General features: G+C 37.5%; 9 protein-coding genes and 1 CRISPR repeat array. Of the genes, 5 read left to right on the top strand and 4 right to left on the bottom strand.

Annotation, left to right across the window (positions count from 1 at the left end; all coding sequences use genetic code 11):
• Nucleotides 1–182: 182 nt before the first annotated feature.
• From cas4 to BZG01_RS19490, 5 genes are all read left to right on the top strand, one after another.
• The gene (cas4, locus tag BZG01_RS19470) at nucleotides 183–689 is read left to right on the top strand and encodes a CRISPR-associated protein Cas4 (protein ID WP_101311512.1); all 507 of its coding nucleotides are present in this window, start codon (nucleotides 183–185) and stop codon (nucleotides 687–689) included.
• 42 nt (nucleotides 690–731) lie between these two features.
• A complete protein-coding gene (locus BZG01_RS19475) occupies nucleotides 732–1148 on the top strand; it encodes a GxxExxY protein (RefSeq protein ID WP_101311513.1) in 417 nt (138 codons plus the stop codon).
• Nucleotides 1149–1160: 12 nt separating this feature from the next.
• Nucleotides 1161–2165, top strand: a complete 1005-nt coding sequence (cas1b, locus tag BZG01_RS19480) for a type I-B CRISPR-associated endonuclease Cas1b (RefSeq protein WP_101311514.1) — start codon at nucleotides 1161–1163, stop codon at nucleotides 2163–2165.
• Complete coding sequence (cas2, locus tag BZG01_RS19485; protein WP_101311515.1) at nucleotides 2165–2431, top strand: CRISPR-associated endonuclease Cas2; 267 nt, start codon at nucleotides 2165–2167, stop codon at nucleotides 2429–2431. Before cas1b ends, cas2 begins: the two co-directional genes overlap by 1 nt.
• A gap of 222 nt (nucleotides 2432–2653) precedes the next feature.
• Nucleotides 2654–8478: a CRISPR direct-repeat array (repeat unit 30 nt; unit sequence CTCTCAATCGAACCATACTGGAATTGAAAT).
• Nucleotides 8479–8725: 247 nt separating this feature from the next.
• Nucleotides 8726–9808 (top strand): class I SAM-dependent methyltransferase, encoded by a 1083-nt coding sequence (locus tag BZG01_RS19490; protein WP_101311516.1) that lies wholly within the window; start codon nucleotides 8726–8728, stop codon nucleotides 9806–9808.
• Nucleotides 9809–10032: 224 nt separating this feature from the next.
• Here the strand turns inward: BZG01_RS19490 and BZG01_RS19495 are convergent, their stop codons facing one another.
• The 4 genes from BZG01_RS19495 to BZG01_RS19510 all read right to left on the bottom strand — a co-directional run bounded on the left by BZG01_RS19495 (nucleotide 10033) and on the right by BZG01_RS19510 (nucleotide 17436).
• Entirely contained in the window at nucleotides 10033–10407 is a 375-nt protein-coding gene (locus BZG01_RS19495) for a heavy-metal-associated domain-containing protein (RefSeq protein WP_101311517.1), read from the bottom strand.
• Nucleotides 10408–10486: 79 nt separating this feature from the next.
• Nucleotides 10487–12292 carry an efflux RND transporter periplasmic adaptor subunit gene (locus tag BZG01_RS19500; RefSeq protein ID WP_101311518.1) on the bottom strand — a complete coding sequence of 602 codons (1806 nt, stop codon included), beginning with the start codon at nucleotides 12290–12292 and terminating at the stop codon, nucleotides 10487–10489.
• An 11-nt stretch (nucleotides 12293–12303) separates the two neighbouring features.
• The gene (locus BZG01_RS19505) at nucleotides 12304–13536 is read right to left on the bottom strand and encodes a TolC family protein (protein WP_143470957.1); all 1233 of its coding nucleotides are present in this window, start codon (nucleotides 13534–13536) and stop codon (nucleotides 12304–12306) included.
• A gap of 93 nt (nucleotides 13537–13629) precedes the next feature.
• Entirely contained in the window at nucleotides 13630–17436 is a 3807-nt protein-coding gene (locus BZG01_RS19510) for an efflux RND transporter permease subunit (protein ID WP_101311520.1), read from the bottom strand.
• Nucleotide 17437: the final 1 nt, after the last annotated feature.

Raw genomic sequence — 17437 nt, forward strand, 5'->3', positions numbered from 1 at the left:
GAGTCATACTTAATAATTGCTTCGAAAACAAACATTAAGATACTGATTCTTAAGGGATTATCCAAACTTAAACACTGCTTATTCTTCTCATTTTCAACATTATAAGTCAAAACTTAACGAACTATTGATTTAGAAAACAAGCAAGTAATTAATCTAACAAATTGGTTCGAAAACTAAGCCTTATGCACATTACCGGAACCCACTTCAATTACTACATGGTTTGCCATCGCAAACTGTGGTTGTTTGCGAACAATATTCAAATGGAACATTCATCAGATTTGGTTTACGAAGGCAAACTGATACACGAAAGCAGTTATCAGCAACGTAGCTCGAAATATGAAGAGATTGCTATTGATGGAATCAAAATTGATTATTACGATGCTAAGAATAAGGTGGTTCACGAAATTAAAAAGTCGAGTAAATTACTGGAATCTCATGCATGGCAGGTAAAGTACTACATCTATGTATTGGAATTAAATGGAATTGAAGGCGTAACGGGTCTACTGGAATATCCGAAAGAACACAAAACAGAGGAGGTATTTTTGAGTATCCCCGATAAGGAGAGAATTGTTGAATTACTTGAGGAAATTGATAAAATTATACACTCCGATATATGCCCTAAAGCCATAAATCAGCCCAAATGTAAAAAATGCTCTTACTACGATTTTTGTTATTCGGATGAGTTTTGAACTATGATTTTACTGATTTTAAGAACACTCTGATTTATTATAATGGAAAAAAAATTTAAATTTCAGGAATTAACACATAAAATAATTGGTGCCGCAATGGAAGTTCATCGGCATTTAGGAAATGGTTTTCAGGAAGTTGTTTATCAGAGGGCTCTTGCGATTGAATTGAATCTACGTGATGTTGAATTCGATCGCGAAAAAGAAATGTTCTTGGAATATAAAGGGCATAATATTGGAACACGACGAGTTGATTTTTTTATTGAAAAAAAAATAATGCTTGAAATAAAAGCAGTTGTACAACTTGAAGATGTTCACCTTGCCCAAGCGATAAATTATCTGGAAGCATATGGCTTAGAAATTGGCTTGCTCATTAATTTTGGAAATACCTCACTTCAATTTAAACGTGTAATGAAACCCAAAAGCAATCATAATTCATCTATTATTCAACAAAAATCATAGTTCAAGACAATTATGAAGAAATCCTATTATTTATTCAATCCGGGACGTTTATCGCGAAAGGATAACACGCTAAAATTTACACCCGTTGACGAAGAGGGGAATGATTTAAAACCTCGCTATTTGCCAGTTGAACAAGTTGACCAATTGTATGTATTGGGATCGTTGGATGCCAATTCGGCGCTTTATAACTTTTTAGGAAAAAATGATATTGCTGTGCATTTTTACGATTACTATGAAAACTACACCGGATCGTTTGCTCCGAAGTGTAAATTGCTTTCGGGAAAAATGCTGATAGCCCAAACTAAGGCCTATTTAAAAAAATCAAAACGCGTTGTTGTTGCCCAGTCTTTTATCGAAGGAGCATCATTTAATATGCTAAAAAACCTGAGGTATTACGATAACCGAGGTAAAGATTTGATGCCTGTAATTGATAGTATTGAGCTTCTTCGGAAAAAAATTGGTGAGACAAAAGAAATTGATGAATTAATGGGTGTTGAAGGAAATATCCGGAAAAATTATTACGATGCTTTCAATTTAATTATTAATGATCACGAGATGGGAATACGCACCAAGCGCCCTCCTTTAAACATTGTAAACTCTTTGATCTCATTTGGCAATATGATGTGCTATTCGGAATGTTTGCGTGCCATTCAGAAAACTCAGCTGGAGCCTACCATTAGTTTCCTGCATGAACCCGGAGAACGGCGATTTAGTCTGGCTTTGGATTTGGCTGAAGTTTTCAAACCTTTTTTAGTAGATCGGGTCATTTTTAAGGTTTTAAACAAAAAGGAAATACAGGAAAGTGATTTCGAAGAAAAACTGAACCGAATTGTTTTAAAAGAGAAAGGAAAGAAAAAATTTATACAGGCTTTTGAAAAACGATTGGAAGAAACCATTAAGCACCGAAGTTTAAATAGAAGTGTGAGTTACAAGCATCTGATAAAACTGGAATGTTATAAATTGCAAAAACATTTGTTGGACATAGAAGAATATAAACCGTTTAAAATTTACTGGTAATGTATGTAATTTTGGTTTACGACATGGGCGAAAAGCGTGTAGGAAAAATGTTGAAATTGTGCAGACAATATTTAAATTGGATTCAGAATTCGGTTTTCGAAGGCGAAATAACAGAGGTGAAATTAAAAGAACTAATTTTAAAAGCTGAATTTATTATGAATGAAGAAGAACGCGATAGTTTAATTCTATTTAAAAGCAGAGAGCAAAAATGGTTGGAAAAAGAAGTAATTGGACATGAAAAAAATGATTTGGATCAATTCTTATAGTTGTCGATAAGTCATTACAGATCGTCCCTCTCCCCTTTTTTAAAATGTGACTTCGACCTTAAGGTTCTTTGACATATCGAAAAAACTAATGTTTCGGCAATGTTGTCGAAACCCCATATATTTTATACTTTTGCACATCGACAACTAAAGCTTGTTGTTTTTGTCACATCTTAAAATCTTAATTTATTGATTTTCAGATGTTTTTTTTGAGTCGTCAATCGACTCTCAATCGAACCATACTGGAATTGAAATGTGGAAAGATAGTTGAAATTGGAATTGTAAAACTGCTCTCAATCGAACCATACTGGAATTGAAATGCACAAAATTTAAGTTCTTTAGTTGCCAGAGAGCAGCTCTCAATCGAACCATACTGGAATTGAAATTGAAAAACGGCGATAACATCGACTATCGAAGAAAAGCCTCTCAATCGAACCATACTGGAATTGAAATAAATTAATTGCTGTCATAAGTTAAAAAATATTTCTCTCTCAATCGAACCATACTGGAATTGAAATATGCTAAACAATCAACTGCACTTCCTAAAATCGTCGCTCTCAATCGAACCATACTGGAATTGAAATTTAAAACAGGATGTGACATAGAAGTTGGTCTTCCTCCCTCTCAATCGAACCATACTGGAATTGAAATATTGGAACCAGGAGAACAGCGTTTTGATTGGTGGGCTCTCAATCGAACCATACTGGAATTGAAATGAATTACTGAAGAGCGCGGAAGCGTTGGGACAAGTATCTCTCAATCGAACCATACTGGAATTGAAATGTATCTGGCGGGATAATTGAAGTATATGCAATGTTTCTCTCAATCGAACCATACTGGAATTGAAATTTTTTACGGGTTTTAGTGTCTTCCCCCTATGGGGATCTCTCAATCGAACCATACTGGAATTGAAATTTCGTGGCCGGTGCTGATGATCCGAATAACGTAAACCTCTCAATCGAACCATACTGGAATTGAAATATTGATCCGTGGTCGATTGAATAAGTGGATCCGCTTCTCTCAATCGAACCATACTGGAATTGAAATTCGGCTTTATGGACTTGATAACCAAGACGAAAATATTCTCTCAATCGAACCATACTGGAATTGAAATGATGGAACGCCTAATGTGTTTTCAATACCTGAATAGCTCTCAATCGAACCATACTGGAATTGAAATACCCTTAAATGTATATCTAAATTAAATCTTTTATCTACTCTCAATCGAACCATACTGGAATTGAAATAAACGAACTGAATTTAAAAGCGGTAAAACTATGCCCCTCTCAATCGAACCATACTGGAATTGAAATTCGCAAAAACAAACGGAAACAAAGAAGTGATTGTTGCTCTCAATCGAACCATACTGGAATTGAAATAAGCGCAACAACAAGAAGCGAAAGGATCGCGCGCATCCTCTCAATCGAACCATACTGGAATTGAAATTCTTTAATGCTTTGCAGATATTTTTCTTCTTCTCCTCTCTCAATCGAACCATACTGGAATTGAAATAAATGCTGTTTGGCTTAAAATATTCTTTATACTCATGCTCTCAATCGAACCATACTGGAATTGAAATATGCTAAACAATCAACTGCACTTCCTAAAATCGTCCTCTCAATCGAACCATACTGGAATTGAAATATATCATCGCTAATTTCTTAAATATTAATATTTATTCTCTCAATCGAACCATACTGGAATTGAAATTGTAATTTGACTTACTCTTTTTTGTTTTTAGATGTTCTCTCAATCGAACCATACTGGAATTGAAATATGTAAGCGATTGATTAGAAGAAAAACGGCTTATACTCTCAATCGAACCATACTGGAATTGAAATTTGGCAGGCTCTGGATAGTTCATAAAATTAATAGGCCTCTCAATCGAACCATACTGGAATTGAAATATGTCGCCTTGTACCTGTATTGTGTAAACTCCTTGCCTCTCAATCGAACCATACTGGAATTGAAATTTTATTATAAACTTCACCATTAATTACAATTTTCATCTCTCAATCGAACCATACTGGAATTGAAATTATTTATTGTTTGTAACGTCTACGAAGTTTATATATCTCTCAATCGAACCATACTGGAATTGAAATATATAATTGCAACAATTAAAGCAATTGCTGCCATACTCTCAATCGAACCATACTGGAATTGAAATACATTTTCGCGCCATGATAATTACAAAAGTTTTAGACTCTCAATCGAACCATACTGGAATTGAAATAAGAAAAGGATCTTGTATTTCCAAGTTCCAATTGCTCTCAATCGAACCATACTGGAATTGAAATGGGAAAGAACTGTTTTTCCCGATCGTCCCGATGATTCTCTCAATCGAACCATACTGGAATTGAAATTTTGCTATCGAAAAGCAAACTGGCAATCTGAGAATCTCTCAATCGAACCATACTGGAATTGAAATTGTGAAACATCAATGGTTTTGGTTATGTGCTGGCAATCTCTCAATCGAACCATACTGGAATTGAAATAACCGATAACACGCGGTATATTTCACCACCGTGCCGCTCTCAATCGAACCATACTGGAATTGAAATGGCACTTACCGCCAACAAAAGGCAACCTTAACAAAAACTCTCAATCGAACCATACTGGAATTGAAATACAATAAGCCAATCCCATGAATCAGACTTAAAACGACTCTCAATCGAACCATACTGGAATTGAAATTTGCAATAATTGCCTGGTCTATGCGCGCGATCCTTCTCTCAATCGAACCATACTGGAATTGAAATTCCTTAACCCTTTTCATTGCTTCCTTTCGTTCCTTCTCTCAATCGAACCATACTGGAATTGAAATAAATCACCCTCAATGGCATTGGCAGTTTTTGCACGTCTCTCAATCGAACCATACTGGAATTGAAATCTGGCACTAATTGTGAAAGTATGGTTGCAATCATTCTCTCAATCGAACCATACTGGAATTGAAATGAAGGTGACGAGGCTGAATATCATAAAGAGCGTGAGCTCTCAATCGAACCATACTGGAATTGAAATATATTTCACATATTCCAAACCTGTTTTCCTTGCTGCGCTCTCAATCGAACCATACTGGAATTGAAATGACGTATCTTGAAACGACATTCTTTTAAGGAAATCACTCTCAATCGAACCATACTGGAATTGAAATAATTAATGATGTGGGGTTGTGGTTAATACTAATCTACTCTCAATCGAACCATACTGGAATTGAAATCAAATAAGTAGATCAGAAATATTAAACGCATTAAATCTCTCAATCGAACCATACTGGAATTGAAATATAGAATCGAAAGTATCTTCAAGAATAGGATTAGCACTCTCAATCGAACCATACTGGAATTGAAATTGAATCAAACTTAAAACGATCTTCGTCGCAGAATCTCTCTCAATCGAACCATACTGGAATTGAAATTTTTAGCCATGTAAGAGGCGGATAGTCTTGATGCCACTCTCAATCGAACCATACTGGAATTGAAATAGATTGCCGGATACATGATAAATAACTCAAATCAAGCTCTCAATCGAACCATACTGGAATTGAAATCTTACACGTAGAGCAACGTAACTGTTCGCAAAGCGGCTCTCAATCGAACCATACTGGAATTGAAATCAGGGTTAAGCTTAACGATTAGCGATCAGATAAATACTCTCAATCGAACCATACTGGAATTGAAATTACGGAAGTTGGGAAGCGTTCAAATCTGCCACGCGCTCTCAATCGAACCATACTGGAATTGAAATATTGAAGTTTAGTTCGTTGTAGGTTGCGGTGTGGGTCTCTCAATCGAACCATACTGGAATTGAAATCCGATTCCACAGCTACATTATTTGGATTCAAGGGCGCCTCTCAATCGAACCATACTGGAATTGAAATAGAGTACTGGAACTTATGGAAAGGCAGGTAAATTTACTCTCAATCGAACCATACTGGAATTGAAATTCGAATTCAAAGCCGCAACTATCACAATTAATGTATCTCTCAATCGAACCATACTGGAATTGAAATAAAGAAAACACAATCTATATTGAATTTACATTAATCTCTCAATCGAACCATACTGGAATTGAAATTTGCTGTAGCAGTAATTTCACTGCTGGCACTAATACTCTCAATCGAACCATACTGGAATTGAAATAAAACAACTAAGTTTATCAACAATCAATATCTTTCTCTCAATCGAACCATACTGGAATTGAAATATATTTTGAATCAGCAAAACAAAAACCAAAACAATTCTCTCAATCGAACCATACTGGAATTGAAATAACAGTCGAACAATCCAAGAGTCTAAGAGTCTAGACTCTCAATCGAACCATACTGGAATTGAAATCCTCTCACCGCATAAGTACCGGCACACCATACACTACTCTCAATCGAACCATACTGGAATTGAAATGGGGTGACATTGGATCAAAGGAAAATAGCAATAGAACTCTCAATCGAACCATACTGGAATTGAAATGAACTGGTGATTTGAAACACTTAAAGAGCCTTGCACTCTCAATCGAACCATACTGGAATTGAAATTTTTAAGCGGTATTTGTGTGTAATATCTTAATACAACTCTCAATCGAACCATACTGGAATTGAAATGTAGATCATCTTCGTTTTCATCTTCCGTTTCGGTTTCTCTCAATCGAACCATACTGGAATTGAAATGGTGAATGTAACTTCTCTTCCCGAGATGGTTTCTTTCTCTCAATCGAACCATACTGGAATTGAAATTCGTGAGCGATTATTGACACCAAGTAGTTTTCGGTGCTCTCAATCGAACCATACTGGAATTGAAATATATGATGGAACAGGCTTTTGCCGACGATCGCATTCTCTCAATCGAACCATACTGGAATTGAAATACAAAAAGGCACTTTTTAAGAATCTACCTACAAACCTCTCAATCGAACCATACTGGAATTGAAATATAAACAAAAATTAATGCAACAAATCCGATCACAAACTCTCAATCGAACCATACTGGAATTGAAATAGTGTTAAAGCCATCTAATCCCCAATCTACGTATCCTCTCAATCGAACCATACTGGAATTGAAATGTGAGTTGAACTATGAGCTAAGTGCTGGGGAGATGGGCTCTCAATCGAACCATACTGGAATTGAAATTAAAATAACAATTGATGAAACTCTTTTTCAGGATAGCTCTCAATCGAACCATACTGGAATTGAAATTTCATCAGAGGCTTTAATACCCTCCTGAATGTCTTCTCTCAATCGAACCATACTGGAATTGAAATTTTGTAAGATGGTGTAATCCTGGTAACTCGCAAGAGACTCTCAATCGAACCATACTGGAATTGAAATTTACTATCATATTCTTAGCATCCTGTTCGGTTAGCCTCTCAATCGAACCATACTGGAATTGAAATAGATGCATGTGGTGTTTGTGAACCTGTATTGGTTAACTCTCAATCGAACCATACTGGAATTGAAATCAAGCATCTTGGTATTACACGGATTACATTTCTGTTCTCTCAATCGAACCATACTGGAATTGAAATCCTGAAGAATTCCGTTTGTAAGCGCTTTTGCATCCACCTCTCAATCGAACCATACTGGAATTGAAATAGCACTTCACTGGGTGCTCGCAAATTGATGTTTATCTCTCAATCGAACCATACTGGAATTGAAATATGATATTGAACACGGCAATATCTCTGCACATCATTCTCTCAATCGAACCATACTGGAATTGAAATAAATTACCGAGCGCGATAACTTGGGGTATGAACAGCTCTCAATCGAACCATACTGGAATTGAAATCAGAAATCTACACACATGTAAGCACACAGCTATTAACTCTCAATCGAACCATACTGGAATTGAAATAACATATGATGCCCTGCCACTCCGACAGTAGGAGCAACTCTCAATCGAACCATACTGGAATTGAAATGATGATGATACAACTCACGAAAGATTGAAAAAACACTCTCAATCGAACCATACTGGAATTGAAATATGTGTTGCTGACTACTTTCACCGATCACCAAATCCTCTCAATCGAACCATACTGGATTAGAAAATGCAGGGGCTTATCAATTTGTCGCATCTAATCTCTATCTTCGCAGGCCTGATTTTGTTTGCAAATACCCGAAATTCGGGATGGCATTTTACCAAAGTATTCTAATTTTAAATAACGGCATAACCTGATGGGTATATATACGTAACGGCGCTTGTTCCTATTCGAAACAGGAACATCAATTCAATAAATGGTAAAAAGCACAAAGCTTATTATCAATTACAAATCATTACATTAAGGCAGATTAGTACATGGATTTCGAAGGAAGAAAATATCAAATTAAAAGATATGATTTATCAGAAGATAAATCGTTAAAGGCCTGGAGTGCTGCAGACGAATATCTTTTACAGGCGTTTGCTGATTTGGAAAAAAAACCGAATCAGTTAGGCATTTATGGTGACCGGTTTGGTTTTTTGGGCTGTTATTTACATTCATTTAACCCGACAGTAGTATTTACTCAAAAAAGTCAGCAAAAAGCCATTGATGCCAATTTAAAAGCGCACAACATTCCATTACTTTCTTATTCAGACCCACTTTCGCCTCTTAAAAATGAAATGGATTTCGCCTTGGTAAATGTGCCTAAATCATTAGAGCTTTTTCAACTTTTTCTTGAACAGATTACTGGCAATTCAAGCGAAGACATTACTGTAATTTGTGCATTCATGACCCGCCATTTTAGTCCTAAATTATTACAGATAGCGCAGGAATATTTCGATGTAACAGAACAAAGCAGAGCGGTAAAAAAAGCGCGCCTGTTAGTGCTTACTAAAAAGAAAAACATCGTTAAAAAAGAACTCATCACTTCACTAAATTACAACAATCAAGACTACAAGCAGTATTGGGGAGTATTTTCGGCACAACATATTGATTATGCCACGCAGTTTTTTTTGGAACATCTTGAAATAGATGATACCGATCGGTGCATTTTGGATTTAGCCTCTGGAAATGGAATTATTGGGAACGAAATATTCAAAGAATTGCCTGATGCAGAAATCCATTTAATGGATGATTCTTACCTGGCTGTTTCTTCAGCAAAATTAAATATTCAAGGAGAAAATATACATCATCATTTTAATAATGAGCTAACCATTTTTGATGATAACGCATTTTATTTAATCGTAACAAATCCGCCCTTTCATTTCGAATATGAAATAAACATCCAAATTCCCCTTCATCTCTTTAAAGGATGTCTCCGCTGTCTGAAAAAAGGAGGAAATCTTCAGATTGTCGCGAATAAACATTTAAATTACAAAATACATTTGGAGCCTCTGTTCTCGTCGGTTGAGATTATCGCTGAAGACAAAAAATTTATTGTGTACAAATGCATTAAGTAATTGTACCAAAATTAACATCAAAATTGATCTTATAAAATAGTGCTTATAGAATCAAGTCATACCCTGACAAGAACTACTTGTATACAGTCGGAGCATGACAAGCTGATATTTTAAGCAGGATTTTGATATTAAATTGGTATTACACCAGAAAAACATATAAAAGCCCGGCCAATACAGTCGGGCTTCAATTTTAATCCTGAAGGAAAATATCCAAGCCATTTGCTCTATTCATGCTGATGATGTCCTTCATCACTTTTCATCTCAGCATTCGTCCGATCGTATTTACAACAACCCGGCAGCTTATTGTAATTCTCATCTTTCGCTTTATGCATTTCCGTATCATGACCTGCATTGGCAATGGCCATATGTATTTTGTGAATGTCTGTTTTGGTCGTATCAAAAGCAACTTTAATTAGTTTCGTTTCCTTGTTCCAATCTGCCATTGTTACACCATCTACTGCTAAAGCAGCTTTTTCGATTCGGTTCTCGCACATTCCACAATTACCAAACACCTTAAATTTTTTACTTGTTTGCTGAGCAGATAAACTAAACCCGCTCACTAAAAACAATCCGATTAATCCTAATACTTTTAACTTCATAACATTTACTTTTATCGTTATTAACTATCTACTTTAAAATACATTACAAGAAGAGAACACTCATATCTCCTCTTAAAAATCACTTAATCGTTTCCTTCACTTCTCCACACCCCAGCATCATTTCTCCAAAATAAGGGTTTTGAATTTCTTCAGAATTGCTGAACCAGTAAGCACCTTTATCATCATCTGCCATTGGGCAGAATTGATAGTAAGTTGTTACTTTATACAGCCCAAAAGATTTTATGCTTTTATACAATGCCTGGTTAAAAGGGGCAAAAGCAGTTCTTTGCACACCAATATCTTTACTGGCAGCAATCGCTTTCAACTTGGTCTCAAGTACATTTAAATTGGTCATCCACTGCATATGTGCATCACCTTTTAGCAGGCTCATGTCAATAGTACTCAATTTTGACAATAAGGATTCCGCGGCAGGTTTAACCAAAGATGGATCGGAGGCAACAAAAGCTTTTGTGAGCAACAGGTATTCGTTATAAAAACCAGTTAATTGCTTTTTGAATTTTTCATCTACCACAGCACTTTCCATTTTTTGCATCGAATTACCGGCACCCATATCTCCATGATTATGACCCATTGAGACTTTTCCTCCATCAGGATTCATCATACTCGGAAGCCCAATTAGCTGAGCTGCAGCATCAATTTTAAAGACTCCGTTGATGGCAATTTCTTCATTCTCTTTCAACCCCTCACTCACAACAAAAAATGCACCTGCTTCGGGTCCCAAAACGATTTCCCGATACAAAAATGACGGAGTTTCCCGATTCGGAACTTTTACATACACAACCGATCTTTTTCCTGTCCAAAGTACTGCTGATTTCGGAATCAGTATTTTATTCAATCCTTTCTCAGTTTTAGATTTCACAATCCCATTCACAAACATTTCCGGTTTCAACTGCTGATTTTTATTTACAACCTCAGCCCTCACTTTTGCTACTCTGGTATCGCCGTTAATGAATGGATCGATAAAAGTCACTTTAGCTTCATAATTCTTACCTGGCATCGCCTGCACTGTAAACTCAAGCTTATCATTCACTTTTATCCAGGGCAAATCACTTTCATACGCATCCAGCATCACCCAAAGTCTCGATAAATCAACCACTTCAAACAACTTGCTTCCTTCCTTTATATAATCGCCAATGGCAACATTCCGCACAGTAACGGTTCCCGAAATTGGAGACAATACATCAAAATAAAGCATCGGTTCTCCTTTTGTCTCGATCTCCTCAATTTGTTTATCGGTAAGATCCCATAATTTCAATTTCCCTTTAGATGCCTGATATAAGGACGGACGCGATGATTTAAAACCAATCGCCTCCAACAATTCACGTTGCGCGGTTACCAAATCGGGAGAATAAATGGTAGCCAGCTTGTCGCCTTTACGAACTGTTTGTCCTGTGAAGTTGACGAATAATTTCTCTATTCTGCCTCCAAACCGGGCCGTCAATTCCGATATATTTCTTTCATCTGCATGGATTTTCCCCTGCAAACGAACCGATTTCTCAGGAACTCCCAATTGAACTTTCATGGTTTGAATGGCCGCCAATTTAGCCGCAGACTCTGTCATCACAATTTCATTCGGATTGACATCATCTCCTGCAGATTGCCTGTTTATGAGCGGAATTAAATCCATTGCGCATATCGGACATTTTCCCGGCTTATCCTGTTTTATTTGTGGATGCATGGAACAAGTCCAGGTAGTTGGATCTTCAGATTCATGATTGTGCCCTTCGTGCCCTTCCACAGCATTAGTGCCTGCTGTTGTTTTATCAGACGATCCGGAAAATATCAGGCCGAGAAAAACTCCAATTACCAAAACTGCAATTACCAATTTGTAATTCTCTTTTATATTATTGATTATTTTTTTCATATCAGAACGATTTATTTACCCATTAAATAATTGATGAATGCAATTGCAGCTTGTTTATCTGCCCTTGCTTTTTCCAGCTCCAGATTGTACTTCAGAACCTTTCTTTCCATTCTTAAAATCTCCTCAAAATTTTTATTCCCTGTTGCATAATCGGTTTCCAACAGATTTAACGATTTATTGGCCAATTCTAATTGGGAGATGTACAAAGCAATTCTTCTATGTCCATCTTTATAATCTTTCCATGAATTTTCGAATATGGACTCCAACATGTTTTGTGTGTTGGCTTTGTCCATCTCTTTGGCGGTTTCAAGCAAAACAACTTCATTAATCATTGCTTTGTATTTGCTCCGGTACAGAGGAATTGTAATCCCCACTTTTGGGAAAACAAAGGCATCTTTTCCTGCCAGATTATTGTCTCCCTTCCCAACAATTGTATACTCAAATCCTAAATTAAAATTGGGCTTGCCTTGTTTGTTTGCCAGGATCTTTCTGTATTTCAACGACTCCTGCTGAAGCGCTATTCCCAGAAGCTTGTGATTGTTGCTTCTCACAGAATCCAACAAGGCCTCTTTTGCAAAACGAATATCGTCTTCCCACAGAACATCCGGAGTATCTACCTCATTGGATAGATCAGTATTCAGCAGTTTGTTGAAAGAAAACTCCAATGCTTCCTGCTTATCGGTTAAAAGAGCCAATTGATTTCGCAAATCACCAATTTCCATTTCTATTCGATACCCATCAACAGCTGAAACCAAACCAGCCTCTACCTTTATGGCTGCCAACTTTTTAAATACACTCAGAATTTCAAGATTCTGATTGGTTATTGCAATGGCCTTCTTATTAAAATAGATGTTGTAATAGTTTGCACTGATATCACTGAATAATTTTGATTTGGTATCCAGAAAAACCTCATATTTGGCCTTGGCATTCTGAACCGCTATATTTTCTTTTGCTTTAAGAGTCCCGAACCAGGGAAACATCTGCGAAAGCGAAAATTTAAATTCCTGAGGTCCCATTCTTGTTTCAACCGGTTCTATAAAATAAGCGAATGCCAACTGAGGATCCGGCAGTGCTTTCACCTGAGGGGCAACCTCAAGTGCTGCCATATATTCCTTAAACCGGGCCTGAAGCCCAGGATTATTTTCTGCTCCTGTTTTCAAGTAAGCTGACAGTTCCTGTTGGCCAAAAACAACAGAGGAGGTTAAAAGAAACAGGATTGTGATAATTAAATTTACTTTTTTCATGTGTTGATAATTGTATGTTTTTGCCACATGGAACTTTCCATTGTAATCGTTTCCCTGTGTGCAGAACGCTTTATATATGGACGTTTCATGATTCTATTCCTTTCGTTTTTTTAACTCTTTTGTAGCTTTAGCTTCCTGCCACATGCTGTACAGAACCGGAACAACAAACATTGTCAGCACCTCAATGGTCATTCCTCCGAACAGTGGAATTGCCATCGGCACCATAATATCGGAACCTTTTCCGGTTGATGTTAAAATTGGAATCAGGGCAATAATGGTTGTTGCTGTTGTCATAACTGCAGGACGAACCCGTTTTGAGCCCGCTTCCAAAACCAAAGCACGAACCTCTTTTGCTGTTTTAGGGCTCTTTTTTTCCTGCAGCTGTTTGATGTAGGTACTAATCAAAACACCATCATCAGTGGCGACACCAAACAGAGCAATAAAACCTACCCAGACTGCCACACTCAGATTTATGGTGTGAACCTGAAACAAATCCCTTAGGTAAATGCCGCCTAATTCTCCGTTCAGGAACCAGGGCTGACCATACAGCCAAAGCATAATAAATCCGCCTGACAAGGCTACAATGATCCCAGTAAATATGAATGCTGTTGATACAATAGATTTAAACTGGAAATAAAGAATCAGAAAAATGATTAGTAATGAAATTGGCACAACAATCATCAATCGTTTCGTTGCGCGAATCTGATTCTCATAGTTTCCGGTAAAAACATAGCTGACACCTGCAGGCAGATTAAATTCTCCTTTGGATATCTTTTCTTTTAGGTAATCCTGTGCATTCTCAACCACATCAACTTCAGCAAATCCTTCCTTTTTATCAAAAATTACATATCCTACCAGAAAGGTATTTTCACTTTTAATCAACTGAGGCCCCCGGATGTAATGAATGCTTACCAAATCGCCTAACGGAATTTGAGCACCATTCGATGCCGGAATCAATATCTTTTTTAAATCTTCCGGATTGTCGCGATATTCTCTGGCATACCGCAAACGAACAGGGAATCGTTCTCTTCCTTCCACTGTTGTTGTCAGTTGCATTCCTCCAATGGCACTGCTGATTACCGATTGCAGATTTTTAACCGAAATGCCGTATCGAGAAATTGCATCCCGGTCAATTTCCAATTCCAGATAAGGTTTCCCCACCACCCGATCGGCAAAAACAGACATGGCCTGTACTCCTTCTACCTGCTTCAGATGTTTTTCAATCTCGTATCCAACCTTTTCTATTGACTCCAGATCGGGACCAAAAACCTTGATTCCCATGGGTGCCCTCATTCCGGTTTGCAGCATTACCAAACGTGTTTGAATTGGCTGCAGTTTTGGGGCAGATGTTAAGCCTGGAATTGATGATTGACTGATGATTTGATCCCAAATATCATCCGGCGATTTTATTTCTTTGCGCCATTGACGGAAATACTCTCCATTTTTGTCTTCTATCAGATTTTCTTTAGCGATTAAACGAAACCCCTCTTCCCTGGGATTGTATGTAGAACCATCCTTCAACACAAACGCGTCTTTTCTGTTTACTTTAAACCGAATTCTGTGTCCGGATTCATTCAGCATATACTCCGACTTGTAATTAATCAAATTTTCATACATCGAAGTGGGAGCCGGATCGAGAGCAGAATTTACACGTCCCCATTTTCCAACTACACTTTCCACTTCAGGAATCGAATTGATCTTTTTATCCAAAACGGCAATCACATCAAGATTTTCCTGTATTCCGGAATGTGGCATTGTTGTTGGCATAAACAAGAACGATCCCTCATCAAGCGAAGGCATAAATTCCTTACCAATTCCCGGAATGGCAGCATCCAGTTTTTTATAAACACCGGTATTTTGAACAAAATCGGGCATAAAACCAAACAGTTTGTCAAATCCCTGCCATATTGAAATTCCAAATACCACGAACAGGATGGGAACGGATAAAAATTTCCATTTGTTGTTTAAACACCATTTCAGAATTTTCGCATAAAAAAACACGATTGATGATAAGGCACCTAAAACTACACTTACAATTGCAATTACGAACAAGAAGTTAGCAAACAGGCTGTTCTCTGCTCCCAAAGGCAACCATGCCTTGGTCAGGAAGAATACAACTACCACAATTGTGATGGCAATGTTGATTAAATTCACCCATGATTTTTTGGTCTCCTTCCATTTATCGGCAAAAAAACCATTTAAGCCATATGCAACCAAGGCCATTGCGATATAATACCCTGAAACAATTGACAAAACAATACCTGCCACAACAATCAGGCTGTTCCAGATTTTAGAGTATTTGTTCTTGTCAAAACGAATTGAAAATACCAGATGAGCCAATGTTGGAATGATAATTAAACCAATCAGCAAAGCAGCCAACATGGTAAAGGTTTTGGTATATGCCAGTGGTTTAAACAGTTTTCCTTCGGCAGCCTCCATGGCAAACACAGGTAAAAAACTGATGACAGTAGTTGCCAAAGCTGTTACAACCGCCCCTGCAACCTCAGTTGTTGCAGTATAAACAATTTCCAAAAGTCTTTTCCCTTTGGCTCCTATATTTTCAACGGCCTCAGCATGCCTGATGATGTTTTCGGTGAAAACAATCCCCACATCAACCATAACTCCAATTGCTATTGCAATACCCGACAGAGCAACAATATTCGCATCGACTCCAAACTGACGCATGGCAATAAAGGTGATCAATACTCCAAGCGGCAGTAAACTTGATATTAAGAAAGAAGCCCTAAGATTCAGCACCAACACAATAATCACTAAAATACTGATCAAAAGTTCCAGTGAAATCGCTTCCTCTAATGTTCCAAGGGTTTCTTTGATCAATCCTGTTCGATCGTAAAAAGGAACGATTGTTACTTTAGACAGAGTGCCGTCGGCCAATGTTTTTGATGGTAAACCGGGTTCAATTTCTGCAATTTTATCTTTTAAATTTTCGATGGTATGCAAAGGGTTAGCACCGTAACGTGCTACCACAACACCGCCAACAGCTTCTGTTCCTCCTTTATCCAAACCGCCGCGACGGGTAGCCGGACCAAAATTCACCTTCGCGACATCCCTTATCCGGATGGGAATATTATTTCGAACAGCAACAACGCTTTTTTCAATGTCTTCGAGACTTTTGATATAGCCTAAAGCTCTTATTAAATATTCTACTTTATTAAACTCAATGGTTCGGGCTCCAATATCCAGATTGCTGTTCTTAACGGCAGCCATTATCTGACTAATATTTACTCCATTCGCCTTCATTGCATCCGGATCAATATCAATCTGATACTCTTTCACAAAACCTCCAATGGATGCGACTTCGGCTACTCCTTTGGCCGAAGTTAATGAATAGCGGACGTAAAAATCCTGAATGGTTCTTAATTCGTGAGGATCCCAACCTCCTGCCGGATTTCCATCCTTATCTCTTCCCTCTAAGGTGTACCAGTAAATCTGACCAAGAGCTGTTGCATCAGGTCCCAAAGCGGGAGAAACATCCGCGGGAAGTGTGCCTGCCGGCAGCGAATTTAATTTTTCAAGAATCCGCGTACGGCTCCAATAAAACTCTATATCCTCATCGAAAATAATATAGATACTGGAAACGCCAAAAATGGAATTACTGCGAATGGTTTTTACACCTGGTATCCCCAAAAGGGATGTTGTTAACGGATACGAAATCTGATCTTCAATATCCTGAGGAGACCGACCCGGCCATTCCGTATATACAATTTGTTGGTTTTCTCCGATATCCGGTATCGCATCAACAGGCACAGGATCGCTTGGCAAAATACCGGTATCCCAACCAAAAGGAGAATTAATAATTCCCCAGCTGATCATGACAATCAGCACCAAAAAAGTAACCAGTCTGTTCTCTAAGAAAAAACGAATGATTTTATTAAGCATA

This window comes from Labilibaculum manganireducens (assembly GCF_002843385.1).
Classification (GTDB): Bacteria; Bacteroidota; Bacteroidia; order Bacteroidales; family Marinifilaceae; genus Labilibaculum; species Labilibaculum manganireducens.

What these genes read in the sequence shown, in the direction of transcription:
- cas2 (WP_101311515.1), top strand. Translation starts at nt 2,165, where the DNA reads ATGTATGTAATTTTGGTTTACGACATGGGCGAAAAGCGTGTAGGAAAA.
- BZG01_RS19500 (WP_101311518.1), bottom strand. Translation starts at nt 12,292, where the DNA reads ATGAAAAAAATAATCAATAATATAAAAGAGAATTACAAATTGGTAATT.
- BZG01_RS19505 (WP_143470957.1), bottom strand. Translation starts at nt 13,536, where the DNA reads ATGAAAAAAGTAAATTTAATTATCACAATCCTGTTTCTTTTAACCTCC.
- BZG01_RS19475 (WP_101311513.1), top strand. Translation starts at nt 732, where the DNA reads ATGGAAAAAAAATTTAAATTTCAGGAATTAACACATAAAATAATTGGT.
- cas4 (WP_101311512.1), top strand. Translation starts at nt 183, where the DNA reads ATGCACATTACCGGAACCCACTTCAATTACTACATGGTTTGCCATCGC.
- BZG01_RS19510 (WP_101311520.1), bottom strand. Translation starts at nt 17,436, where the DNA reads ATGCTTAATAAAATCATTCGTTTTTTCTTAGAGAACAGACTGGTTACT.
- cas1b (WP_101311514.1), top strand. Translation starts at nt 1,161, where the DNA reads ATGAAGAAATCCTATTATTTATTCAATCCGGGACGTTTATCGCGAAAG.
- BZG01_RS19490 (WP_101311516.1), top strand. Translation starts at nt 8,726, where the DNA reads ATGGATTTCGAAGGAAGAAAATATCAAATTAAAAGATATGATTTATCA.
- BZG01_RS19495 (WP_101311517.1), bottom strand. Translation starts at nt 10,407, where the DNA reads ATGAAGTTAAAAGTATTAGGATTAATCGGATTGTTTTTAGTGAGCGGG.